21 protein-coding genes are annotated in these 18,694 nt (G+C 71.6%); 8 read left to right on the forward strand and 13 right to left on the reverse strand.

Annotated features, from left to right (window positions below):
• Positions 1–11: 11 nt before the first annotated feature.
• Positions 12–1,310, forward strand: a complete 1,299-nt coding sequence (locus ACIOD2_RS49000) for a DUF2185 domain-containing protein (protein ID WP_400552960.1) — start codon at positions 12–14, stop codon at positions 1,308–1,310.
• Positions 1,311–1,705: 395 nt separating this feature from the next.
• Entirely contained in the window at positions 1,706–2,305 is a 600-nt protein-coding gene (locus ACIOD2_RS49005; RefSeq protein WP_400552962.1) for a GNAT family N-acetyltransferase, read from the forward strand.
• A 3-nt stretch (positions 2,306–2,308) separates the two neighbouring features.
• Here the strand turns inward: ACIOD2_RS49005 and ACIOD2_RS49010 are convergent, their stop codons facing one another.
• The 3 genes from ACIOD2_RS49010 to ACIOD2_RS49020 form a co-directional block, all read right to left on the reverse strand.
• Complete coding sequence (locus tag ACIOD2_RS49010; protein WP_400552964.1) at positions 2,309–2,602, reverse strand: putative quinol monooxygenase; 294 nt, start codon at positions 2,600–2,602, stop codon at positions 2,309–2,311.
• 48 nt (positions 2,603–2,650) lie between these two features.
• Positions 2,651–3,817 carry a glycosyltransferase gene (locus tag ACIOD2_RS49015; protein WP_400552966.1) on the reverse strand — a complete coding sequence of 389 codons (1,167 nt, stop codon included), beginning with the start codon at positions 3,815–3,817 and terminating at the stop codon, positions 2,651–2,653.
• Between the two features lie 106 nt (positions 3,818–3,923).
• The gene (locus ACIOD2_RS49020) at positions 3,924–5,402 is read right to left on the reverse strand and encodes an aldehyde dehydrogenase (protein ID WP_400552968.1); all 1,479 of its coding nucleotides are present in this window, start codon (positions 5,400–5,402) and stop codon (positions 3,924–3,926) included.
• 136 nt (positions 5,403–5,538) lie between these two features.
• Between ACIOD2_RS49020 and ACIOD2_RS49025 the strand changes: the two genes are divergently transcribed.
• Positions 5,539–5,862, forward strand: a complete 324-nt coding sequence (locus ACIOD2_RS49025) for an STAS domain-containing protein (protein WP_400552970.1) — start codon at positions 5,539–5,541, stop codon at positions 5,860–5,862.
• Positions 5,863–5,892: 30 nt separating this feature from the next.
• Here ACIOD2_RS49025 and ACIOD2_RS49030 read toward each other — a convergent pair whose 3' ends face one another.
• From ACIOD2_RS49030 to ACIOD2_RS49040, 3 genes are all read right to left on the reverse strand, one after another.
• Entirely contained in the window at positions 5,893–6,216 is a 324-nt protein-coding gene (locus ACIOD2_RS49030; RefSeq protein WP_400552972.1) for a hypothetical protein, read from the reverse strand.
• Between the two features lie 229 nt (positions 6,217–6,445).
• On the reverse strand, positions 6,446–7,795 hold the full coding sequence (locus ACIOD2_RS49035; RefSeq protein WP_400552974.1) for a serine/threonine-protein kinase: 1,350 nt from the start codon (positions 7,793–7,795) through the stop codon (positions 6,446–6,448).
• 67 nt (positions 7,796–7,862) lie between these two features.
• Positions 7,863–8,825 (reverse strand): SDR family NAD(P)-dependent oxidoreductase, encoded by a 963-nt coding sequence (locus tag ACIOD2_RS49040; RefSeq protein ID WP_400552976.1) that lies wholly within the window; start codon positions 8,823–8,825, stop codon positions 7,863–7,865.
• Positions 8,826–8,933: 108 nt separating this feature from the next.
• Between ACIOD2_RS49040 and ACIOD2_RS49045 the strand changes: the two genes are divergently transcribed.
• Complete coding sequence (locus ACIOD2_RS49045; RefSeq protein WP_400552978.1) at positions 8,934–9,509, forward strand: DUF6069 family protein; 576 nt, start codon at positions 8,934–8,936, stop codon at positions 9,507–9,509.
• A 2-nt stretch (positions 9,510–9,511) separates the two neighbouring features.
• Positions 9,512–9,931, forward strand: coding sequence for a nitroreductase/quinone reductase family protein (locus ACIOD2_RS49050; RefSeq protein WP_400552980.1), 420 nt, complete (start codon positions 9,512–9,514; stop codon positions 9,929–9,931).
• On the opposite strand, the gene ACIOD2_RS49055 is transcribed toward ACIOD2_RS49050, so the two are convergent.
• Positions 9,916–10,467, reverse strand: coding sequence for a dihydrofolate reductase family protein (locus tag ACIOD2_RS49055; RefSeq protein WP_400552982.1), 552 nt, complete (start codon positions 10,465–10,467; stop codon positions 9,916–9,918). The two genes, ACIOD2_RS49050 and ACIOD2_RS49055, sit on opposite strands and share 16 nt — an antisense overlap.
• Before the next feature lie 78 nt (positions 10,468–10,545).
• Here ACIOD2_RS49055 and ACIOD2_RS49060 point away from each other — a divergent pair, with 78 nt between their 5' ends.
• The gene (locus ACIOD2_RS49060) at positions 10,546–11,508 is read left to right on the forward strand and encodes a sigma-70 family RNA polymerase sigma factor (protein ID WP_400553066.1); all 963 of its coding nucleotides are present in this window, start codon (positions 10,546–10,548) and stop codon (positions 11,506–11,508) included.
• On the opposite strand, the gene ACIOD2_RS49065 is transcribed toward ACIOD2_RS49060, so the two are convergent.
• The 6 genes from ACIOD2_RS49065 to ACIOD2_RS49090 form a co-directional block, all read right to left on the reverse strand.
• Positions 11,484–12,287, reverse strand: coding sequence for an ABC transporter permease (locus ACIOD2_RS49065; RefSeq protein WP_400552983.1), 804 nt, complete (start codon positions 12,285–12,287; stop codon positions 11,484–11,486). The genes ACIOD2_RS49060 and ACIOD2_RS49065 overlap by 25 nt on opposite strands.
• Positions 12,284–13,252, reverse strand: coding sequence for an ATP-binding cassette domain-containing protein (locus tag ACIOD2_RS49070; RefSeq protein WP_400552985.1), 969 nt, complete (start codon positions 13,250–13,252; stop codon positions 12,284–12,286). The genes ACIOD2_RS49065 and ACIOD2_RS49070 overlap by 4 nt, the downstream gene beginning before the upstream one ends.
• Positions 13,253–13,330: 78 nt before the next feature.
• Positions 13,331–13,840, reverse strand: coding sequence for an OsmC family protein (locus tag ACIOD2_RS49075; protein ID WP_400552987.1), 510 nt, complete (start codon positions 13,838–13,840; stop codon positions 13,331–13,333).
• 104 nt (positions 13,841–13,944) lie between these two features.
• Positions 13,945–16,218 carry a M4 family metallopeptidase gene (locus ACIOD2_RS49080; RefSeq protein ID WP_400552988.1) on the reverse strand — a complete coding sequence of 758 codons (2,274 nt, stop codon included), beginning with the start codon at positions 16,216–16,218 and terminating at the stop codon, positions 13,945–13,947.
• A 319-nt stretch (positions 16,219–16,537) separates the two neighbouring features.
• Positions 16,538–17,053 carry a peptide-methionine (S)-S-oxide reductase MsrA gene (msrA, locus tag ACIOD2_RS49085; protein ID WP_400552989.1) on the reverse strand — a complete coding sequence of 172 codons (516 nt, stop codon included), beginning with the start codon at positions 17,051–17,053 and terminating at the stop codon, positions 16,538–16,540.
• 91 nt (positions 17,054–17,144) lie between these two features.
• Complete coding sequence (locus tag ACIOD2_RS49090) at positions 17,145–17,351, reverse strand: tautomerase family protein (RefSeq protein WP_400552990.1); 207 nt, start codon at positions 17,349–17,351, stop codon at positions 17,145–17,147.
• Between the two features lie 116 nt (positions 17,352–17,467).
• Here ACIOD2_RS49090 and ACIOD2_RS49095 point away from each other — a divergent pair, with 116 nt between their 5' ends.
• Both ACIOD2_RS49095 and ACIOD2_RS49100 read left to right on the forward strand, forming a co-directional pair.
• Entirely contained in the window at positions 17,468–18,142 is a 675-nt protein-coding gene (locus ACIOD2_RS49095) for a TetR/AcrR family transcriptional regulator (protein ID WP_400552991.1), read from the forward strand.
• A gap of 148 nt (positions 18,143–18,290) precedes the next feature.
• Positions 18,291–18,674, forward strand: a complete 384-nt coding sequence (locus ACIOD2_RS49100; RefSeq protein WP_400552992.1) for an STAS domain-containing protein — start codon at positions 18,291–18,293, stop codon at positions 18,672–18,674.
• The last annotated feature ends 20 nt before the right edge of the window (positions 18,675–18,694 follow it).

Here is an 18,694-nt window from a genome sequence, read left to right on the forward strand (position 1 = left end):
TGGATGTCCACATGGGAGAGCTGCTCGGGACCGCGTCGTTCCCGTCCGGAGACGTCCTGCTGATCGACTTCGGGCTGTTGCGCCTGTGGTCCGGTGACCGGGTGCCGGAGCCCGGCCCGGAGACGGACTTCGAGATCACCGGCCCGGACGCCCGGGCGGTCGCGGCCGCGCTCGACCTGGCCGTCGTCAAGGGCCGGTACGCGTTCGACCTCGAGGACGGCAGTGCCGTGGCCGCCAAGGTCGCGGAGGTCTGCCGGACGACCGGGCTCGACGCCACCCTGCGGCCGACCCCGCGGACGGCGCACCACACCCGCGTCCGGCGGCTGCTCGAGGACCACCCCGAAGGCGCCGAGGTGCCGTTCCCCGGCGGCTGGGCGGTGGCGGTGCGCGGGGTGCCGGCCGGGCGGGAGCTGCGGGTGCTCGGCGAGCGGATGGACCCCGGTGGCCCGGACGCCGGCAAGTGGCACTCGGTGTGGGTCGAGTGCGCCGACGGGGCGCCGGTCAAGACGGTCGAGTGCGGGTACGTGCTGGTGGACGAGGCCCGGCTGCTGTTCGCCGACCCGGCCGCGCTGAACGGCTGGCGCAACGACGAGCCGTACGACGGCCGGTACGACCTCGTGTTCTGGGGCGCCGACGCCTCCACGGTCGCGGACCGGGTTTCGGCGTCCACTGTGGACGACGACGGCGTGTACGGGTGGACCGGCCTTACCCGCGACGAAGCGGCGTCCTGGCACCGAGAACTCCAGGACTTGGGGGAGTTGCGGTTCCGCTTCGACGTCCGCCCGCACGACGACCACTACCGCGTGCTGCGGCAGATGTACCGCTCGCCGACGGAGTCGGGCGCGATCGAGGTGGCCGGCGCGACGATGACGGGCTGGTTCACCGGCTGGGGCGACGGCGCGTACCCCGTCTTCCGCGACCTCGCCGCCGACGGCACCCTGCTGCGCGTGCGTGTGGAGCTGGGCGCGCCGGAGATCGTCCGGCGCCAGCGCCGCTTCGAGCGGCTGTGGTTCGGCGACCTCGCGAAGCTGGCGCTGGTGTCGGCCCGGGTCGCGCGCGAGGGCGCGCCGGTGACGTGGCTGCACCGTGAAGCCCCGGACAACGACCGGGACAGCGGCTGGCGCGTCTTCGCGGGCGACGAGACGCAGGATTACCTCGACGACGCCGCCAACTGCCAGCTGGTGCCGTTGCGTGACCTGATCCGCGCGGACCCGGGCTTGGAGGAGCTGTTCGGCCATCCGGCCCCGGCGGCGTTCGAGCGCGCCGGCCCGGACGTCGCGTTCGTGCAAATACCGGAGGAGGGCCGATGACCGACGAAGCCGCCCCGGGATGGGACGCGATCGAAGCGGCGGTGGCGGCGCACCTTCCGGCGCAGGAGCCGCTGCACTGGGGGACAGACACGTCGGCCCGCGATCGCTGAACCTTCTGTGACGGCTCGGTGGTCAAGTTCTTGACCGGCCGCGTGTCCGAGCCGGCCATCACCTGAACCCGTGCGGGCCGGCAACCCCCTGCTGATCACCGATCCCGCGCGGTAAATCGGTCGTCGCGCCGCCCGACGCTGGTTAACCTCGGTCACCATGACCGAGGAGTACGTCGACTGGGCACCGACCGAGATCGTCGTGTGCCGGGAGTCCTGGCGTGCGTCGCGGGCGCCGACGACCCGGCGGTTCCGCAGCGCGGCGCGGTCTCCGTCCTTTTCGGACAGATGCGCGATGTGCGGAACCTCGCCACGGCGCGGGGATTCCTCGTGGCCGCCGGCGGTTCGCCACCGGTGGAGCCGTTCCCGCGTGCGGTGGCGGTACGGGCCGGGACGACGCTGGTGATCCGTGACGCCCGCGCGGCGGACTGGCCGGGCATCCGGCCGATCCTCCACGACGTCGTCACCGAGCAGGAGACGTTCCCCTACGACCCGGCCATGACCGAGGACGCCGCCCGGCGGATGTGGCTGCTGCGTCCACCCGCCAGAACCGTCGTCGCGACCGACGGGGGCCGGGTGACCGGGACCGCGAACATGTACGCCAACCGGCCCGGGCCCGGCAGCCACGTCGCGTCCGGGAGCCTGATGGTCGCCGCCGAGGCCAGGGGCACCGGCGTGGGCCGGGCCCTGGCCACCGACCTGGTCGCCTGGGCCCGCCGCACCGGCTTCGCGGCGGTCCAGTTCAACGCCGTCGTCGACGTGAACACCGCCGCGATCTGCCTCTACGAGAGCCTCGGGTTCGTCACCCTCGGCGTCGCGCCCGGCGCGTTCCGCCACCCCCGGCTGGGCGACGTCGGCCTGCGCATCATGTGGCTCGACCTGCGCTGACCGCTACTCGAACGGATGGCCGGTCCGCGCGACGACGTGCTTGCGCACCCGGTCCTCCGTCAGCTCCGCCGACGACGTGGGCGGCGGGGCGATGGCCCGCCACGCGTCCAGGATCTCCTGCGTCTCCCAGTGCTCGAAGATGTTCACCCGGCCCGGGTCGACCGGGTCGGGGGAGATCGACACGTCGAGGCAGCCCGGGTGCTGCCGAGCCGCCTCGACGACGACCCGGAGCCCGGCCACGACCCGGTCGCGGTCGGCGGGCTCGACGAACACCGGTCCGGCGATGATGACAGTCATGGGTGAGTCCATACCAGGCCGACGAACGGCGCGGGGCCGGACAGACACTCAGGCCGACGTGAGTGGCGCCATCTCCAGCAGGTGCCGCGCCGCGACGCTCGCGCCGTCGGGGCGCACCCGGCCTGCGAACTCGCTCGCCCGTAAAGCGATCTCCGGCCGCAACGCGGCACCGAGAGCCTCGACGAGTGATGGCGCACCGGATGCGCCGATACCCAGCTCACCGACCCGGTCGGCGAAGTAGAACTGGTCGTACATCCGGGGCGCGACGACCTGGGGCGCACCCGCGCGGGCCGCCGTAGTCGTGGTGCCCGCGCCGCCGTGGTGGACGACCGCCGCGACCCGGCCGAACAGGGCCTGCTGGTTGATCTCGCCGATACCCAGGGCGTCCGGCTGCGCGTCGGCCAGGGCCAGGTCCGCCCAGCCGCGGGCGAAGATCGCCCGGCGGCCGTGCGCCCGGGCCGCGGCCAGCAGCGTCTCGGCGAGGCCGTCCTCGGCGCGCATGCTGCCGAAGCCGAAGTACACCGGCGGCTCACCCGCGTCCAGGAACTCCCGCACCTCGGCCGGCAGCGGCCGCTCGTCGGGCCGGATCCAGGCACCGGTCTGCACGACGCCGGCGGGGCCGGGCCACGGCGCCAGGGCGGCGTCGGCCGCGAGCCACGGCCGGTCGGTGAAAACGTGGGTCTGCAGATCGTCGACCGGTGCGAGCCCGGAATCCGCCCGGTGCGCGTTCAGCGTCGCGCCGAAAAGGGTGTTCAAGTGCTGAGCATCCTCATTCCACCGGTCGTGATGCGTTTCCGCCGAGCGCCACGGCATCGGCGGCGGTGAATGGCGGTCCGACGGCAGCGTGATCGGGCAGAAACTCGCGTAGACGTAGGCGGCGCCGGTCCGCTCGGCGATCGACCGGGCGGCCAGCTGCGGCGCGCCGGCGGCCACGATCACGTCGCAGCCCTCGGCCGCCTCGGCGACCGTCGCGAACTGGGTGGCGACGGTCTCCTCGGCCAGTTTCCGCAGGTCACCGGACGGACGAGCCTTCGCCGTCCCGCGCAGCTCGGGGCCGATGGGCGTGACCGTGAAGCCGAGCCCGGCGAGCCAGTCGCGGAAGTCCGGCGGTACGCACAGGCGGACGTCCTGGCCGAGCGCCCGCAGTTCCGACGCCAGCGCCAGGACCGGCTGGACCTCGCCCCGGGAACCGATCGTGGACAGCAGCACGCGCATGAAGGAATCCCCTCGACGAGAAATGGTGAGCCCGCAGTGTGGACCCGCCCCGGGGTCTTGCCGCAAGTCCCCCTCTCGGCTATACCTTGAAAAGGGGAGAGGGGAATCAACCCAGCGTGAACGGATCGCGGGTGCCTCCGGACAGCTCGACCCACACCGCCTTGTCGGTCAGGTACTCGTCGATCGCGTGGACGCCGTTCTCGCGGCCCAGGCCGGAGTCCTTGACCCCGCCGAACGGCACGGACGGCGCGACCACGCGGTAGGCGTTCACCCACACGGTCCCGGCCTTGATCTTCGCCGCGACGCGGTGGGCGCGGTGCACGTCCTTCGTCCACACCGCGCCGGCGAGGCCGTACGGCGTGTCGTTGGCCAGCCGGATCGCCTCCGCCTCGTCGGTGAAGGTCAGCGCGGCCAGCACCGGCCCGAACACCTCCTCGCGGAACACCGTCGACGCCGGCGTCACGCCGGTCAGCACGGTCGGCTGCACGAACAGCCCGCCCAGCCCGGGGTCGGCCACCCCGCCGCAGGCGACCGTGGCGCCTTCGGCCTTCGCGGTTTCCAGGTAGTGCAGCACTTTCGCGTACTGCGGCGCGTTGGCGACCGGGCCCATCTCGGTGGCCGGGTCGTTCGGGTCGCCCAGCTTGATCGCCGACGCGCGCTCGGCGATGAGGCGGATCAGCTCGTCGTGGACGTCGGCGTGCACGATCAGCCGCGAGCCGGCCATGCACGTCTGGCCGGTGGCGGCGAACACGCCCGCGATCACGCCGTTCGCGGCCGCGGCCAGGTCGGCGTCGGGGAACACCACCTGCGGCGACTTGCCGCCCAGCTCGAGTGTCACCTTGTTCAGCAGCTCGGCGGCCGCCACCGCGACGGCCCGGCCGGTGGCGGTCGACCCGGTGAACGCCACCTTGTCGACGCCGGGGTGCCCGGCCAGCGCCGCGCCCGTCTCGCGGGACAGGCCGGTGACGACGTTGACCACGCCGGGCGGGAACCCGGCCTCGGTGATCAGCTCGGCCAGCCCGAGCGTGGAGACGGGGGAGTGTTCGGACGGCTTCACCACCACCGTGCAGCCGGCCGCCAGCGCGGGCGCGAGCTTCCAGGTGAGCAGCAGCAGCGGCGAGTTCCACGGCGTGATGGCCGCGACGACGCCGGCCGGCTCGCGGCGGGTGTAGACGAGGTAGTCCGGGTTCGGCGCCGGGATCTGGCGGCCTTCGATCTTGTCGGCGAGGCCCGCGTAGTAGTGGTACCAGCCGCCCAAAGCGGTGAGCTGGCCGAGCATCTCGCGGTAGAGCTTGCCGGAGTCGTTCACCTCGAGCCGGGCGAGCCGCTCGGCGTGCTCGCCGATGAGGTCGCCGAGCCGGTGCATGAGGGCCGCCCGCGCGAACCCCGTCAGCGCGCCCCACTCGCCCTCCAGCGCCGCACGGGCCGCCGCGACGGCGTCGTCGACGTCCTCGGGGCCGCCGTCCGGCACGACGGCCCACGGCTGCCCGGTGTACGGGTTCGGCGACTCGAAGGTGCGCCCGGAGCGGGCGCCGACGGCCTTGCCGTCGATCAGCAGGGAGAAGGTCGGCAGCTGTGCGTTCATGGTCCCGTCCTCGTCGGCGTACTGCTTCCGGTGTGCTCTAGCTGCTTCTCAGCCTGCACCCGCGGGGCCGCCTGACGTAACCTTCGAAGAACGAAACCCGGACGTGGTCGGGCAATACCGGTCGCCAGGAGGCGAGATGACCCTGCACAGCGTGTTACTGGAAGACGAGGTCATCCTCGCCGTCGAGGGGGTGTTCGACGGTGATGTGGCCGCCGCCCACCACCGCGCGATGGAGGCGGCCTACGCCGCCGACGCCCGCCGCGTGGTCGTGGACCTGACGATGGCCACGGCGGTCGACGGCGGTGCCGCGGCGGTGCTGGCGGCGACGGTGACCGGCTGCTCGGCGCGCGGCACGCACCTCATCATCGCGATGCCGGACGGCGTCGAAGCCGAGGTCACCGATCCGGCGCAGGTCGAGATGCTGCTGCGCACCTTCGAGCCCTGGCGGGACGCCGGTTAGCCGGAACAGTTTCGCGGAAATGATCTCCGGTCAAGAGATCTCGGCCGCGACGGCGCTTTCAACATCAATTTCCGCCACGCGGGGAGCGGACAGTTCTTCGGCGAAGATCGTGTCGATCTTCGCGCTCGCGGTGCGCAGTTTCGCGACGCTCGCCACGAGCAGCACCAGCACCGCGGCGGGCACCACGAGCAGCACCGGCGGCCAGCCGAGGCCGACGACCACACCGGCCGAGATCAAGGCCAGGGCCAGGAAAAGTGTCCGGGCGACGACCCGCGGCCACGAGGGTGCGGGCTTGGCGTGCCGTCCGCGCGACGATCCGAGAACGGGTCGCGCCAGGGCAGCGTGGACACTCATCCCAACCTCCGGAAAAGTAGTGGAACCGGTCGTTCCGGCACGAAACGCGGGTGTTCGGCACGCGCTGCGGCACACGCTGGTTCTGTCGGGCCGCGGGGCGCTTCGGTTACCGGTCGTTATTGCTTCGAGTCCGAATTCGGAAAAGAGAATTCCGACGGTGTAAGGACTATTCCACCGCCATTCCCGGCGGTAGGGCCGTTGGGCCCTGCTTCGCCGGCCGGAGGCCCCGTCAGGAGTCGCTGCCCGGCCCCTTGCCCTTCCCGTTGCCCGGCGGCGGGCCGCTCTTCCCGGACTTGCCGTGCTGTTTCACCGTCTTGGGCGGCTGGGGCGCGTTCTGGGCCGTGTTGTGGTGCGTCACGGCGGCCGGCTCGAGGTCGGCGGACTCGGTCGCGGCGGGCGCGGCCACCTCCTGCGGCGACGACGAGGACGGCGGGGGCGCCGCGGCCGCGGTGGACCCCGGCACCGGCTGCTGGGCGGGCGTGGTGGTGCCCGTCCCGGCCTCCGGCGCGGCCAGCAGGACGGCGGCGACCGTGGCGGCGGCCGCGGTGGCCAGCGTGGCGGTCACCATGGCCCGGCGCCGCCGCGGCGGGCGGGCGTCCGGTGCGGCCGCAGCGGCGGGCGCTGCTGGTGCCCGGCCCCGGCGCCACCTCGGCGGGCGGGCGTCCGGCGCGGCCGAGGGGAGCGTCGCGGGCGGGGTGCGCAGCAGCCGCAGCACCTCGGCGGCGGACGGCCGGTCCGCGGGCTCGCGCTGCGTCATCCGGCGGAGGGTGTGGGCGAGCGCCGGGGGCAGGCCGTCCGGGATCCGGGGCGGCCGGGCGAGCCGGGCCATGGCCGACTCGATCATCGTGCCCTGGTACTCCCGCTCGCCGGTCAGGCATTCGAGCAGGATCAGGCCGAGCGCGTAGACGTCCGCGGCGGGCCCGGCCGGTTCGCCGCCGACCTGCTCCGGCGCGAGGTAGGCGGCGGTGCCCGGGATGACGCCGGTGCCGGTGATGTGCGTGGTGTCCAGCGCGTGGGCGATGCCGAAGTCGCCGATCAGCGGGCCGTCCGCGTCCAGGAAGATGTTGGCCGGCTTGAGGTCGCGGTGGACCACCCGCAGGCCGTGCACGTGGGCCAGTGCTTCGGTGAGCCCGGTGGCCAGCACCGTCACCTCGGCGGCGGTCATCGGGCCGCCCAGCAGCCGTTCCGCCAGGTTCTCACCCTCGACGAGCTGCATCACCAGGAACGTCCGGCCGTGCTCGATGCCGCTGTCGTGCAGCGCGACGACGCCGGGGTGGGCGATGCTGCCCTGGATGCTCATCTCGCGCAGCCGGCGGCGCTGGTCGAGCGCCACCGCGCCGCGGTCGTAGATCTTGACGGCGACCTGGCGGTCGAGCCGCAGGTCGTAGGCGCGGTAGACGCGGGCCGTGCCGCCGCTGCCGATCAGGCGGCCGACCTCGTAGCGCCCGGCGAGCGTGGCCGGCGGCCGCTCGTCCCCGAGCGGTGCCTGGGGCACCACGGCGAATTCGCCCAGCGCGTAGTGAGCACACGTGGCCTCGTCCGCGTCGCTCATCGCCGGGCACCCCGCTTCGTCGGCCACGACCGCTGTCTACCCCGATCCCGTGAACCGGAAACCTGCGCGAGATCACGGGCGGGACACCGCGGCGTCAGCGCGCGAAAGCGTCCACTCCGGTCAGCTGCGCCGACAGGGTCCACAGCCGCTCGGCCTGCTCCGGGTCGACGGCGTAGCGGCGGACGCCCGAGGGGGCGAGTCCCTCGGCGTCCTCGGGGGACAGCTCGGCGACGTCGCAGTCCTCGAGGTACAGCCCGCCGAGCCCGGCCAGCTGGGGTGACGTCGCGGCCCAGACGGTCGTCGCCGCGCCCTGCTCCGGCGTCTTGAACTCGACGAGCATCGTGCCGTTCTCGTCCATCCAGCCCCGCTCGACCATCTCCGCGCGCGACAGGTGCCGCTGCAGTGGCGTCATGATGCCGCCCGGGTGCAGCGCGAAGGCGTGGACGCCCTTGTCCGCCGCCAGCTTGTCGAGCTGGACGGCGAAGAGCACGTTGGCCGTCTTGGCCTGGCCGTAGGCGGCCCACTTCTCGTAGCCCTCGGTGAACATGACGTCGTCCCAGCGGATCGGCGAGTTGTGGTGGCCGCGTGAGGACAGCGCGACCACGCGCGCACCGTCGGCGACGGCCGGCCACAGCCGGTTGACCAGGGCGAAGTGGCCGAGGTGGTTGGTGGCGAACTGGGCCTCCCAGCCCGGCCCGACGCGGGTCTCGGGGCAGGCCATGATCCCGGCGTTGGTGACGAGCAGGTCGATCCGGCGGCCGGTGGCGAGGAAACGGTCGGCGAACGCACGGACGCTCTCGAGGTCACCCAGGTCCAGCTCGTCGACCTCGACGTTCGCCAGGCCTTCGAGGGCCTGCTCGGCGGTCTCCCGGCGGCGGGCCGGGACGACGACGTGGGCGCCGGCGCCGGTGAGCGCGCGGGTCGCCTCCAGGCCGATGCCGGAGTAACCGCCGGTGACGACGGCGAGCTTCCCGGTGAGGTCGATGCCCGCGACGGCTTCCGCCGCGGTGGTGGCGGCGCCGAAGCCCGATCCGATCTTGTGCTGTGCGGTGGTCATGCTCCCGACGCTAGGACCTGGAGTGCACTCCAGCGCAAATCGCGCGTGCCGGGCCGAAAGAGGGGACAATCGACCGCGAGAGGCCCAGCCGACGTGAGGAAGGCCGTGATGTCCGACTACTACGGGAACACACCCCAGGACGTCCGCCCGGGGATCGACGCCCGCCGCCTGTGGGCCGGTGGCGTGGCGACAGCGGTGGTCGCGGCCCTGGTCGCGGTGGTCGGGCTGCTGATCGCCCGCGGCATCTTCGAGGTCGAAGTGCTGGCCCCAAAAGGGGAAGGCGTCTGGGGCAACGCCAGCACCACGACGTACGCACTGGTCGCCGCGGCGGTGGCGTTGCTGGCGACCGGCCTGATGCACCTGCTGAGCGTGGCGACGCCGGCGCCGTCCCAGTTCTTCGGCTGGATCATGGTGCTGGTGACGCTGATCGCGGTGGTGCTGCCGCTGACGCTGAGCGTCGCACCGAGCGCGAAGATCGCCACGGCGGCGATCAACCTGGTGATCGGCCTGGTGATCGCGGCGATCGTGAGCAGCATGGCGGCGAGCGCGCGCACCCTGCACCGGCGCCGCTCGACGGCCCGGCCGGCCCAGAACCAGCCGCCGGTGGCGCAGCAGCCGCCGCCGACCCGGCAGTGGGATCAGCAACAGCAGCAGGAGCCGCCGACCCGCTACTACGACCGCTGAGCATGGGGCAGCGCAAGACGAACCGCCGCGTGATCGAGCAGTTCCGCGCGGGCGAGGAGGTGGACGGCATGCACCGCGAACGACTCGTGCTCCTGACGACGACGGGCCGCAACTCGGGCAAGCCGCGCACCGTCCCGATGATGTTCCACCGGGACGGCGAGCGGATGCTGGTGGTCGCCTCGAACGTGGGAGCCCCGAAGGACCCCGACTGGTACCAGAACCTGACGGCCGACTCCCGGGTGAAGGTGGAGGTCGACGGCCGCGCGTTCGAGGCCGAGGCGCTGCCGCTGCTGGGCGCGGACTACGTGCGCACCTGGACGGAGCTGGAGAAGCACTACCCGTTCCTGGCCGACCACCGCGAGAAGGCGAAGCGGTCGATCCCGATCGTCGAACTGTCCGAAGAGGATCAAGAGGTCCGGTAGCGCAGCAGGGCGGCGGCGCCGTTCGGTTCCACCGAGACGGGCTGAAGATCACCGGGTCCGGTGAACCACGTGCGGCCGGAGCCGAGCACGACCGGGAAGACGAGCAGGCGGTATTCGTCGACCAGGCCGTGCTCGGCCAGGGTGTGCACGATGCTCGTGCTGCCGATGACGACGACGTCGCGCTCTGCGCGCAGCCGCCGGACCTCGCCGAGCAGGTCCCCGGTGAGCAGGGCCGAGTTCTCCCAGGCGCCGACGTCGGTGAGCGTGCGTGAAGCGACCCGCTTGGCGGCCTGGTTCATGCGCGTCGAGAAGTCGTCCGTCCGGGCAGGCCACAGCTTCGAGAACAGCTCCCACGTGCCCCGGCCCAGCAGCAGGACGCCGGTGTCGAGCAGCGCGCCGAGCTTGAACTTGTCCCCGGCCACGGCTTCCGGGCCGTGCCGGAACGCCCAGCCGCCGCCGGTGGTGCCGCCCGAGCCGTCCGGGTCCTCGACGACCCCGTCGAGGGTGGTGAACTGGATGACGATGACGTCGTTCATGGTGTTCCCTTCGCGATGGGGTGCGGTCACGGGTACATACCGGGGACCTCCGCGAAACTCATCGCGATCCGGGGCACAATCTCGGGCGTGGACTCCGACGCGGGTTTCGAGCCGTTCCGGCGTGAGCTGGTGGTGCACTGCTACCGGATGCTCGGTTCGCTGCACGACGCCGAGGACCTGGCCCAGGACACGCTCCTGCGCGCGTGGAAGGCGCGTGAGCGCTACGACGAACGGCGCGCGTCCGTGCGCACCTGGCTCTACCGCATCGCGACCAACGTCTGCCTGACCGCGCTCGAAGGCCGGGCGCGGCGGCCGCTGCCGTCCGGGCTCGGCGCGGCGAGCACCGACCCGGACGTCCCGCTCGTCCCGGACTTCGAGGTGCCCTGGCTGCAGCCGCTGCCCGAGCGCTACACCGGCGACCCGCAGGCCCGCGCCGGGGTGCGGCTCGCGTTCGTCGCCGCCGTGCAGGTGCTCCCGCCACGCCAGCGGGCGGTCCTGCTGCTGCGCGACGTCCTGCAGTTCAGCGCGGCCGAGGTCGCCACGCAGCTGGACACGTCGGCGGCGTCCGTCAACAGCTCACTGCAGCGGGCTCGCGCCGCGCTCGCCACGGCCACGCCCCGGGAGCACGAGCTGCGCGAGCCCGGCGACCGGGCCGTCCGGGAGACGGTCGAGAGGTACGTCCGCGCGTTCGAGGCCGCCGACGTCCCCGCGCTCGTCACCCTGCTGACCGGCGACGCCGTGCTCGAGATGCCGCCGGTGCCGCTCTGGTACGCCGGGCGCGCGGACTACGGCCGCTTCATGGCCCGGGTCTTCACGATGCGCCCCGGCGCCTGGCGGGCGGTCCCGCTCACCGCGAACGGGCAGCCCGCGCTCGCCGCCTACTGCCCGGACGACGGTGGCCACCGCCTGCACACCCTGCAGGTGCTGACGGTGACGCCGGCCGGCATCGCGCACAACGTCGTGTTCCAGGATCCCCGGCTGTTCGAGGCTTTCGGGCTTCCAGCGTCCTTTGAGGACTACTTGCTCGCCACCTTGCGGTAGCGGGCGGTGGCCAGGGGCGCGAACACCGCGATGATCGCGACGCAGCACAGGATCGAGTACAGCGCCGCGTGTTCCGCGGGCCAGCCCGTCGGCGCGGCGCCGAAGCGGTTGCCGAACAGATCGCGCGTCGCGTTGATCACCGCCGTGAACGGGTTCCAGTCGGCGATCGCGCGGAGGAACGGCGGCATCTTGTCGGTCGGGACGAACGCCGACGACACGAAGCTCAGCGGGAACATCCAGATCAGCCCGGCGCTCTGCGCCACCTCGACGCTGCGGGCCGTGAGGCCGATCAGCGCGCCGACCCAGGACAGCGCCCAGGCGAACATCAGCATCACCAGGTAGCCGAGCACCGCGTCGAGGAAGCTGCCGCGGATCCGCCAGCCGACGATCAGCCCGCACAGCGACATCACGACCAGCGCCACCACGCTGACCACCAGGTCCGACGTCGTGCGGCCGAGCACCACCGCGATGCGGGACATCGGCAGCGAGCGGAACCGGTCGATGATGCCCTTCTGCAGGTCGTTGGCGAAGCCGATCACGGTGAACGCCGAGTTGAACGCCACCGTCTGGGCGAAGATCCCGGCGATGAGGAACTCGCGGTAGGCCGCGCCGCCCGCGTCCCCGCCGATCGCGTCGCCGAAGACGTAGGCGAACAGCAGCACGAACATGATCGGCTGCAGCGTCGCGGCCATCAGCCAGTCCGGGTTGCGCCGGACGTTCATCAGGTTGCGCCAGGTGATGATCCCGCCGTCGGAGATGCCCTTGGCGATCGCGCTCATTCGGTGGCCTCCTGGGCGCCGTGCCCGGTGAGGGACAGGAAGACGTCGTCGAGTGTCGGCCGGTGCAGCGCGACGTCCTGCACCGTGATGCCGTGCGCGTCGAGCTGCCGCAGCGCCTCGATGAGCGCCTTCGGCCCGGTGTCGACGAGGATCTCCGCCCGGCGCGTGTGGTCGTTCCCGGTGGGCTCGCCGGAGCCGACCGCGCGCAGCACCTCGAGGGTGGCGGGCAGGTCCGCGGCCGACGCGACGACCAGCTCCAGGCGCTCGCCGCCGATCTGGGCCTTGAGCTCGTCGGCGGAACCGCGCGCGATCACCTTGCCGTGGTCGATCACCACGATCGAGTCGGCCAGCTGGTCGGCCTCCTCCAGGTACTGGGTGGTGAGCAGGACGGTGGTGCCGTCGGCGACCAGTTCCTTGATCACCGCCCAGGTGTCGAGGCGCCCGCCCGGGTCGAGGCCGGTGGTCGGCTCGTCGAGGACGACGACGGCCGGCTCGGCCACCAGCGCACCGGCCAGGTCGAGCCGTCGCCGCATGCCGCCCGAGTACCCCTTCGCCGGCCGGTCGGCGGCCTCTTCGAGCTGGAACCGCGCCAGCAGCTCCCGCGCCCGCGCTCGCGCCGGGCCCTTCTTCCGGCCGTAGAGCCGCCCGACCATGTAGAGGTTCTCGAAACCGGTGAGGTTCTCGTCGACGGCCGTGTACTGGCCGGACAGCCCGATCCGCTGCCGCACCGCGTCCGGCTCGGCCAGGACGTCGTGGCCCGCCACCCACGCCTCACCCGAGTCGGGGCGCAGCAGCGTGGTCAGGATCCGGACGGTCGTGGTCTTCCCGGCGCCGTTCGGGCCGAGCAGGCCGAGCACCCGCCCGGCCGGGATCTCGAGGTCGACGCCGTCGAGCGCGCGGGTCGAACCATAGGTCTTCACTAACCCGCGTACCTGGACGGCGACGTCCGGATCCGGTGGTGACATGGCGGCTCCCCTTCCGGTGACACCGCCAAGCTAAGCCACCCTGTCCGCTTTGTCCTCCGGGTTTCTCCCTGAGAGGGGTCAGTTCGCCGAGAGCGTCACGGCGAACTCCGGCGGCGTCCGCAGTGACTGGAACACCACGCAGTACCGCTCGGTGAGCTTCTTGAGGGTCGCCAGCTGCTCTTCGGAAGCGTCGGTGTCGAGGTCGAACGACAGCCGGATCGCGCGGAAGCCGACCGGCGCGTCCTTCGCGACGGCGAGCGTGCCGCGGAAGTCGAGGTCACCTTCGGCACGGACGCGCCCGCCGCGCACCTCCAGCCCCAGCGACGTCGCGACCGCCCGCAACGTCACCCCGGCGCACGCCACGAGCGCCTCCAGGAGCATGTCGCCCGAGCAGGCGAGGGTGCCGTCACCACCGGTGGCCGGGTGCAATCCGGCTTCGACGACCGCGCGGCCCGTCTCGACCTTGCACGAGATGCCGAGGCCGTCGAGCTCGGCGTCGGCGTGCAGGGTGACGAGCGCGCTTTCCGGTGCGTCGCGGTACTTGTCCTTCAGCGGGGCCTGGGTCGCTCGCAGCTCTTCGGTGTCCATGCGCCCGATTGTGCCCGCCCGCGGCGGGAAAACGAAAAGGCGGGGAACCCGGGATTTCCCGGATTCCCCGCCTTCTCAGTGCGGATTCAGCGGATTCAGCGGTTTCAGCTCAGGGTCACGGCCACGTCGTCGATGACGAACGAGGTCTGCAGCGAGCTGTCCTCGGTGCCGGTGAACTTCAGCGCGAGGGTGCCGCCGGCGGCCGACGAGACGTCGATCGTCTTGAGCGCGTACCCGGTCGCCTTGTTCAGGTTGGAGTAGCTGCCCAGCGTCGCGCTGCCGTTGGTGACGGTCAGCTTGTCGTAGGCCGTGGTGGTGGTCGTTTCCGCGGTGTCGATGTGCACGTAGAACGTCAGGCTGGCGTGGCAGCCCGCCGGGACGCTCACCGACTGCGCGACGGACTCCGTGTGCGTGGTGCCGTAGCCGTCGAGGTAGGCGGAGTAGGTGCCGCCGTGCGCGGCCTGACCCGAAGACGCCCACTGGCCGATGGCACCGGTGGTGCCGGTCCAGTTCGCGGAGCCCGACTCGTAACCGCCGTTGACGATCTTCTGGCCGGAGCAGCCGGTGGTGGTGCCGACGGTCCAGGAGAACGACGCCGTGCCGGTCTTGTTGGCCGCGTCCTTCGCCGTCACCGTGACGTTCGAGGTGCCCGCGGTGGTCGCGGTGCCCGAGATCGTGCCGGTGGAGGCGTTGATCGACAGGCCTGCCGGGAGGCCGGTGGCGGTCCAGGAGTACGGCGAGGTGCCGCCCGAGGCCGACAGCGGCAGGTTCACCGCGGTGCCGGTGACGGTCGACTGGTTGCCCGGGTTGGACACGGTGACGGTGCCGGTCGCCGAGCACGTCGGGTCACCCGACTGCGCCGGCACCGAGATGGCGTCCCACGCGGCCTTGACGGTGTTGAACTCGGTGCAGCTGCCCGGGAAGAGGTTCTTCGCCGCGGTCAGCGTCCAGGTGCGGTACTTCAGGTACGAGCTGCCGGAGGTCTTGAGCAGCATCGCGTTGTAGAAGATCTTCACCGCGTTCTGGACACCGATGCCGGTGACGCTGGAGCTGTTGCACGTGGTGCTGGTCGGCTGCCCGTTGGTCGGGTTGGTGCCTTCGGCCAGCAGGTAGAACCAGTGGTTGCCGGGGCCGGCCGAGGCGTGGACCTCACCGTTGGGGACGGAGCTGTCGTAGCAGTTCTTGTCGCCCAGCGCCGACGGGTTGTACATGTTGCGGATCGGGCCGGAGCCGACCAGGTTGACCGACTCGCCGACGAGGAAGTCCGGCACGTCGCCGCCCGAGGGCTCGTTCGCGAACCACTCGGTCGAAGCGCCGAAGACGTCCGCGACGAACTCCTGCGTGCCCGCGCCGGAGATGCCGCCGGGGGTGTGGTCGTCGATGCCGTGGCCGTGCTCGTGCGCGACGACGTCGATCGAGCCGATCCACTGGTTCTGCGTGTTGTGGCCGATCTGGACCTGGGTGCCGTCGTAGTAGGCGTTCTCGTCGTTCAGGCCCACGCGGATCGGCCAGCCGCCGCCGCTGCCGTCGAAGCCGTTGCGGCCCAGCCACTGCGAGAGCATCTTGTTCTCGGTCTGGGCGGCGAAGAGCGAGTCGACGCAGCCGGTTTCGCGGCTGGTGGCGTTGCCGTTGCCCCAGGCGTCGTCCGGACCGCTGAAGGTGGTGTTGCTGGCCGCGTCCTGGCAGGACGTGTTGGTGATGGCCGGGTCCTTCAGGGTGTAGGTGCTGCCCGAGTGCGTGGTGTCGAGGTGCACCGGGTTCGGCTTATTGTAGGCGCTGGTGCCGTCACCGTTCATGACGTGTTCCTGCGTCTTGAGCACCTTGCCGGAGGCGGCGTCGACGATGACGTCGAGCCGGCTCGGGCCTTCGGCGTCGCGGCCGACGACGGTGCTCTTCCAGGCCAGCGCCGGCGAACCGAGCGCGTAGACGACCTGCTGGGCGGGGCTCACACTGTCCACGGAGGGCAGCTGCTGCCGGGCGGTGGCCTCGGCCGCGGCCCCGGTCACCTTCGCGGTGGTCGAGCCGAGGTTGATGGTCTGGTCCTGCGCGACGGAGGTGCCGAGCACCTGGCCCGTCGAGTTGGTCGCGACGACGAAGTCGCCACCCACCACGGGCAGGCCCTTGTAGCTGCGCTCGTAGGGGATGTACTGCAGGCCGTTCGTCGAGGAAATCGCTTTCTGGGCCTGGAAAACGTCGTCCGAGCTGGCGTGCAGCGCGGCCGGCCTGCTCGCTACGAGACCGGCGGCCGCGGAGACGGCCTGGGCCTGGGCACTCGGGACAGCGGTCGGGGTGGGTTGCGCCTGTGCGGTGCCGGTGATGCAGAGCGCGCCGACGAGGACGCCGGTTGCTGCCAAGACGACAGGACGTCTCAGTTCCATCGAGGGATCTCCTCAGGGCAGGGTGAATCAGGCCCGGGTTCGAGGCCGGGCCGGATCAAGGGGACGAGAGGTGGTGCTGTGGAACGGAAATCAGAATCCGGTGCCGAGGGCTCGTGAACAAGCGACTAACGTACGGTCTTATTGACATATGGCGATACTTCCCAAAAAGGACAATAGCCGCCTTTGGGATTCTGTCACTTGATCGTCCATTGAGGACTGACGTCGGCTCACCGCCGTTCGGGTGATCTTTCCCGCCGTGGAAACGACGAAGGCCCCTTCGCCGGGAATGGCGAAGGGGCCTTGAGGTGGTGCGGTTGTATCAGGCGGTCGTCTCGCGCTTCGGGAGCTTCCAGCCCGGGCGCACGAAGTGGCACGTGTACCCGTTCGGGATGCGCTGGAGGTAGTCCTGGTGCTCCGGCTCGGCCTCCCAGAAATCACCCACCGGGGCGACCTCGGTGACGACCTTGCCCGGCCACAGCCCGGACGCCTCGACGTCGGCGATCGTGTCCTCGGCGACCCGCTTCTGCTCGTCGTTCTCGAAGTAGATCGCCGAGCGGTAGCTCAGGCCGATGTCGTTGCCCTGGCGGTTCTTCGTCGTCGGGTCGTGCACCTGGAAGAAGAACTCGAGCAGGTCGCGGAACGTGGTCTTCGCGGGGTCGTAGATCACCTCGATCGCCTCGGCGTGCGTGCCGTGGTTGCGGTAGGTGGCGTTGGGGACGTCACCGCCGCTGTAACCGACCCGGGTCGAGATCACCCCGGGCAGACGGCGGAACAGCTCCTGCATTCCCCAGAAGCAGCCGCCGGCCAGGACGGCCCTTTCGGTTGACGTGCTCACGGCGTCACTCCTTCTCCTCGTGCGGTGCTACCACCGGTACAACTTCTGTCGTCAGCCGATGATTCCACGCGGGGATTACGGAAGCCTGACGTCAGCCGGCCTGGAGCTCGGCGAGGGTGAGCACGCCGCCGCCGATGCCCCAGCCGCCGTCGGCGACCTCCTCGACCAGCACCATCGTGTTCGCGCGGGCGCGGTCGCCGTAGATCTCGGCGTAGAGCTCGGTGGTGCGGGTGACGATCAGCGTTTTTTGTTCGGCGGTGAGTGTGCCGGCGGGGACCTTGAAGTTGGCGAACGGCATGGTGACGTCCTTCGGTATCGGCGCTTACTTGCTGACGTAATCGACGCTAACACGTTGACCGGATCGGCGCTACCGTCTGCTTGATAACGACGATAACCGCTGGTAACGTCGTTGCCGTGGACTTGCGAACGCGGATTCTGGAAGCGGCCGCCGACCTGCTGTCGCGGTCGGCCGAGGCCGACTTCTCGACGCGGGCGGTCTGCGAGGCGGCCGGGGTCGGCGCGCCCGCGCTCTACCGGCAGTTCGGCGACAAAGAGGGCCTGATGTCCGCGGTCGTCGACCACGGCTTCGAGAAGTACCTCGCCGGGAAGCGGGCCGCGGAGGCGTCCGACGACCCGGTGCGCGACCTGCGGGACGGCTGGGACAACCACGTCGCGTTCGCGCTGGAGAACCCGAACTACTACCGGCTGATGTACTCCGGCCTCTCGACGCCGCCGAACGCCGCGGCCGAGGCGCACAGCCTGCTGCTCGAGGTGCTCGGGCGCTGCGCGGCCGCGGGACGGCTCGCGGTCGCGCCGCCGGTCGCCGCGCAGATGGTCATGGCGGCCAACGCCGGGGTCGCGCTGTCGATGATCACCCGCCCGGCCCTCTACCCGGACACCGGCTTCTCGGTGCGCGTCCGGGAGAGCGTGTTCGCGGGCATCCTGGCCGGCGAACCGGCGGAGCCCGCCGGGGGAGTGGCCGCCACGGCGACGACCCTCGGCGCCCAGCTGCGCAAGGAAGCACCGGCCGGGCTGTCGGCCGCCGAACTGACCCTGATGCAGGAGTGGCTGGAGCGCTTGGCCGAGTGATCCACAATGGACACTGACCCGGATGGCCGCACCGGATACGGCCATCCGGGTTGACTTCGGCGGGTTCCGATTCCCACGCAGCGATAACGCGGCAGCGGTGCGAGACCATGACCCCGGGGCCGGGCCCCGGCCTTGGGGAGGAGGCGCGATGCACGACATCGCTCCGGAGCGCACCAGCGGCGTCCTGGTCGTCGAAGTGGGCGGGGAGCTCGACATCGCGACGGTGGTCCGCTGGACGACGGTGCTCGAAGCCGCGATCTGCGAACTGCCGGGCCCGCACCTGCTGGCGGTGGACCTCGGCGAGCTGGGCTTCCTGTCGGCCCGCGGCGCGGCGGGCCTGCTGGAGGCGTTCGACCTCTGCCGGGACCGCGGCATCGACGGCTGCCTGATCGTCCCCCCGGGCACGGCGGTCAGCCGGGTGGTGCGCCTGAGCGGTCTCGACCGGCGGGTCCCGGTGTACCCGGACCGCCTGGCCGCGATCGCGGCCAGCCAGCCGGTGGAGATGCGCTGGCTGCAAGCCCAAGCCCGCTGACCCCTGTTTACGGACTTGGG

This window comes from Amycolatopsis sp. NPDC088138 (assembly GCF_044741685.1).
GTDB lineage: Bacteria > Actinomycetota > Actinomycetes > Mycobacteriales > Pseudonocardiaceae > Amycolatopsis.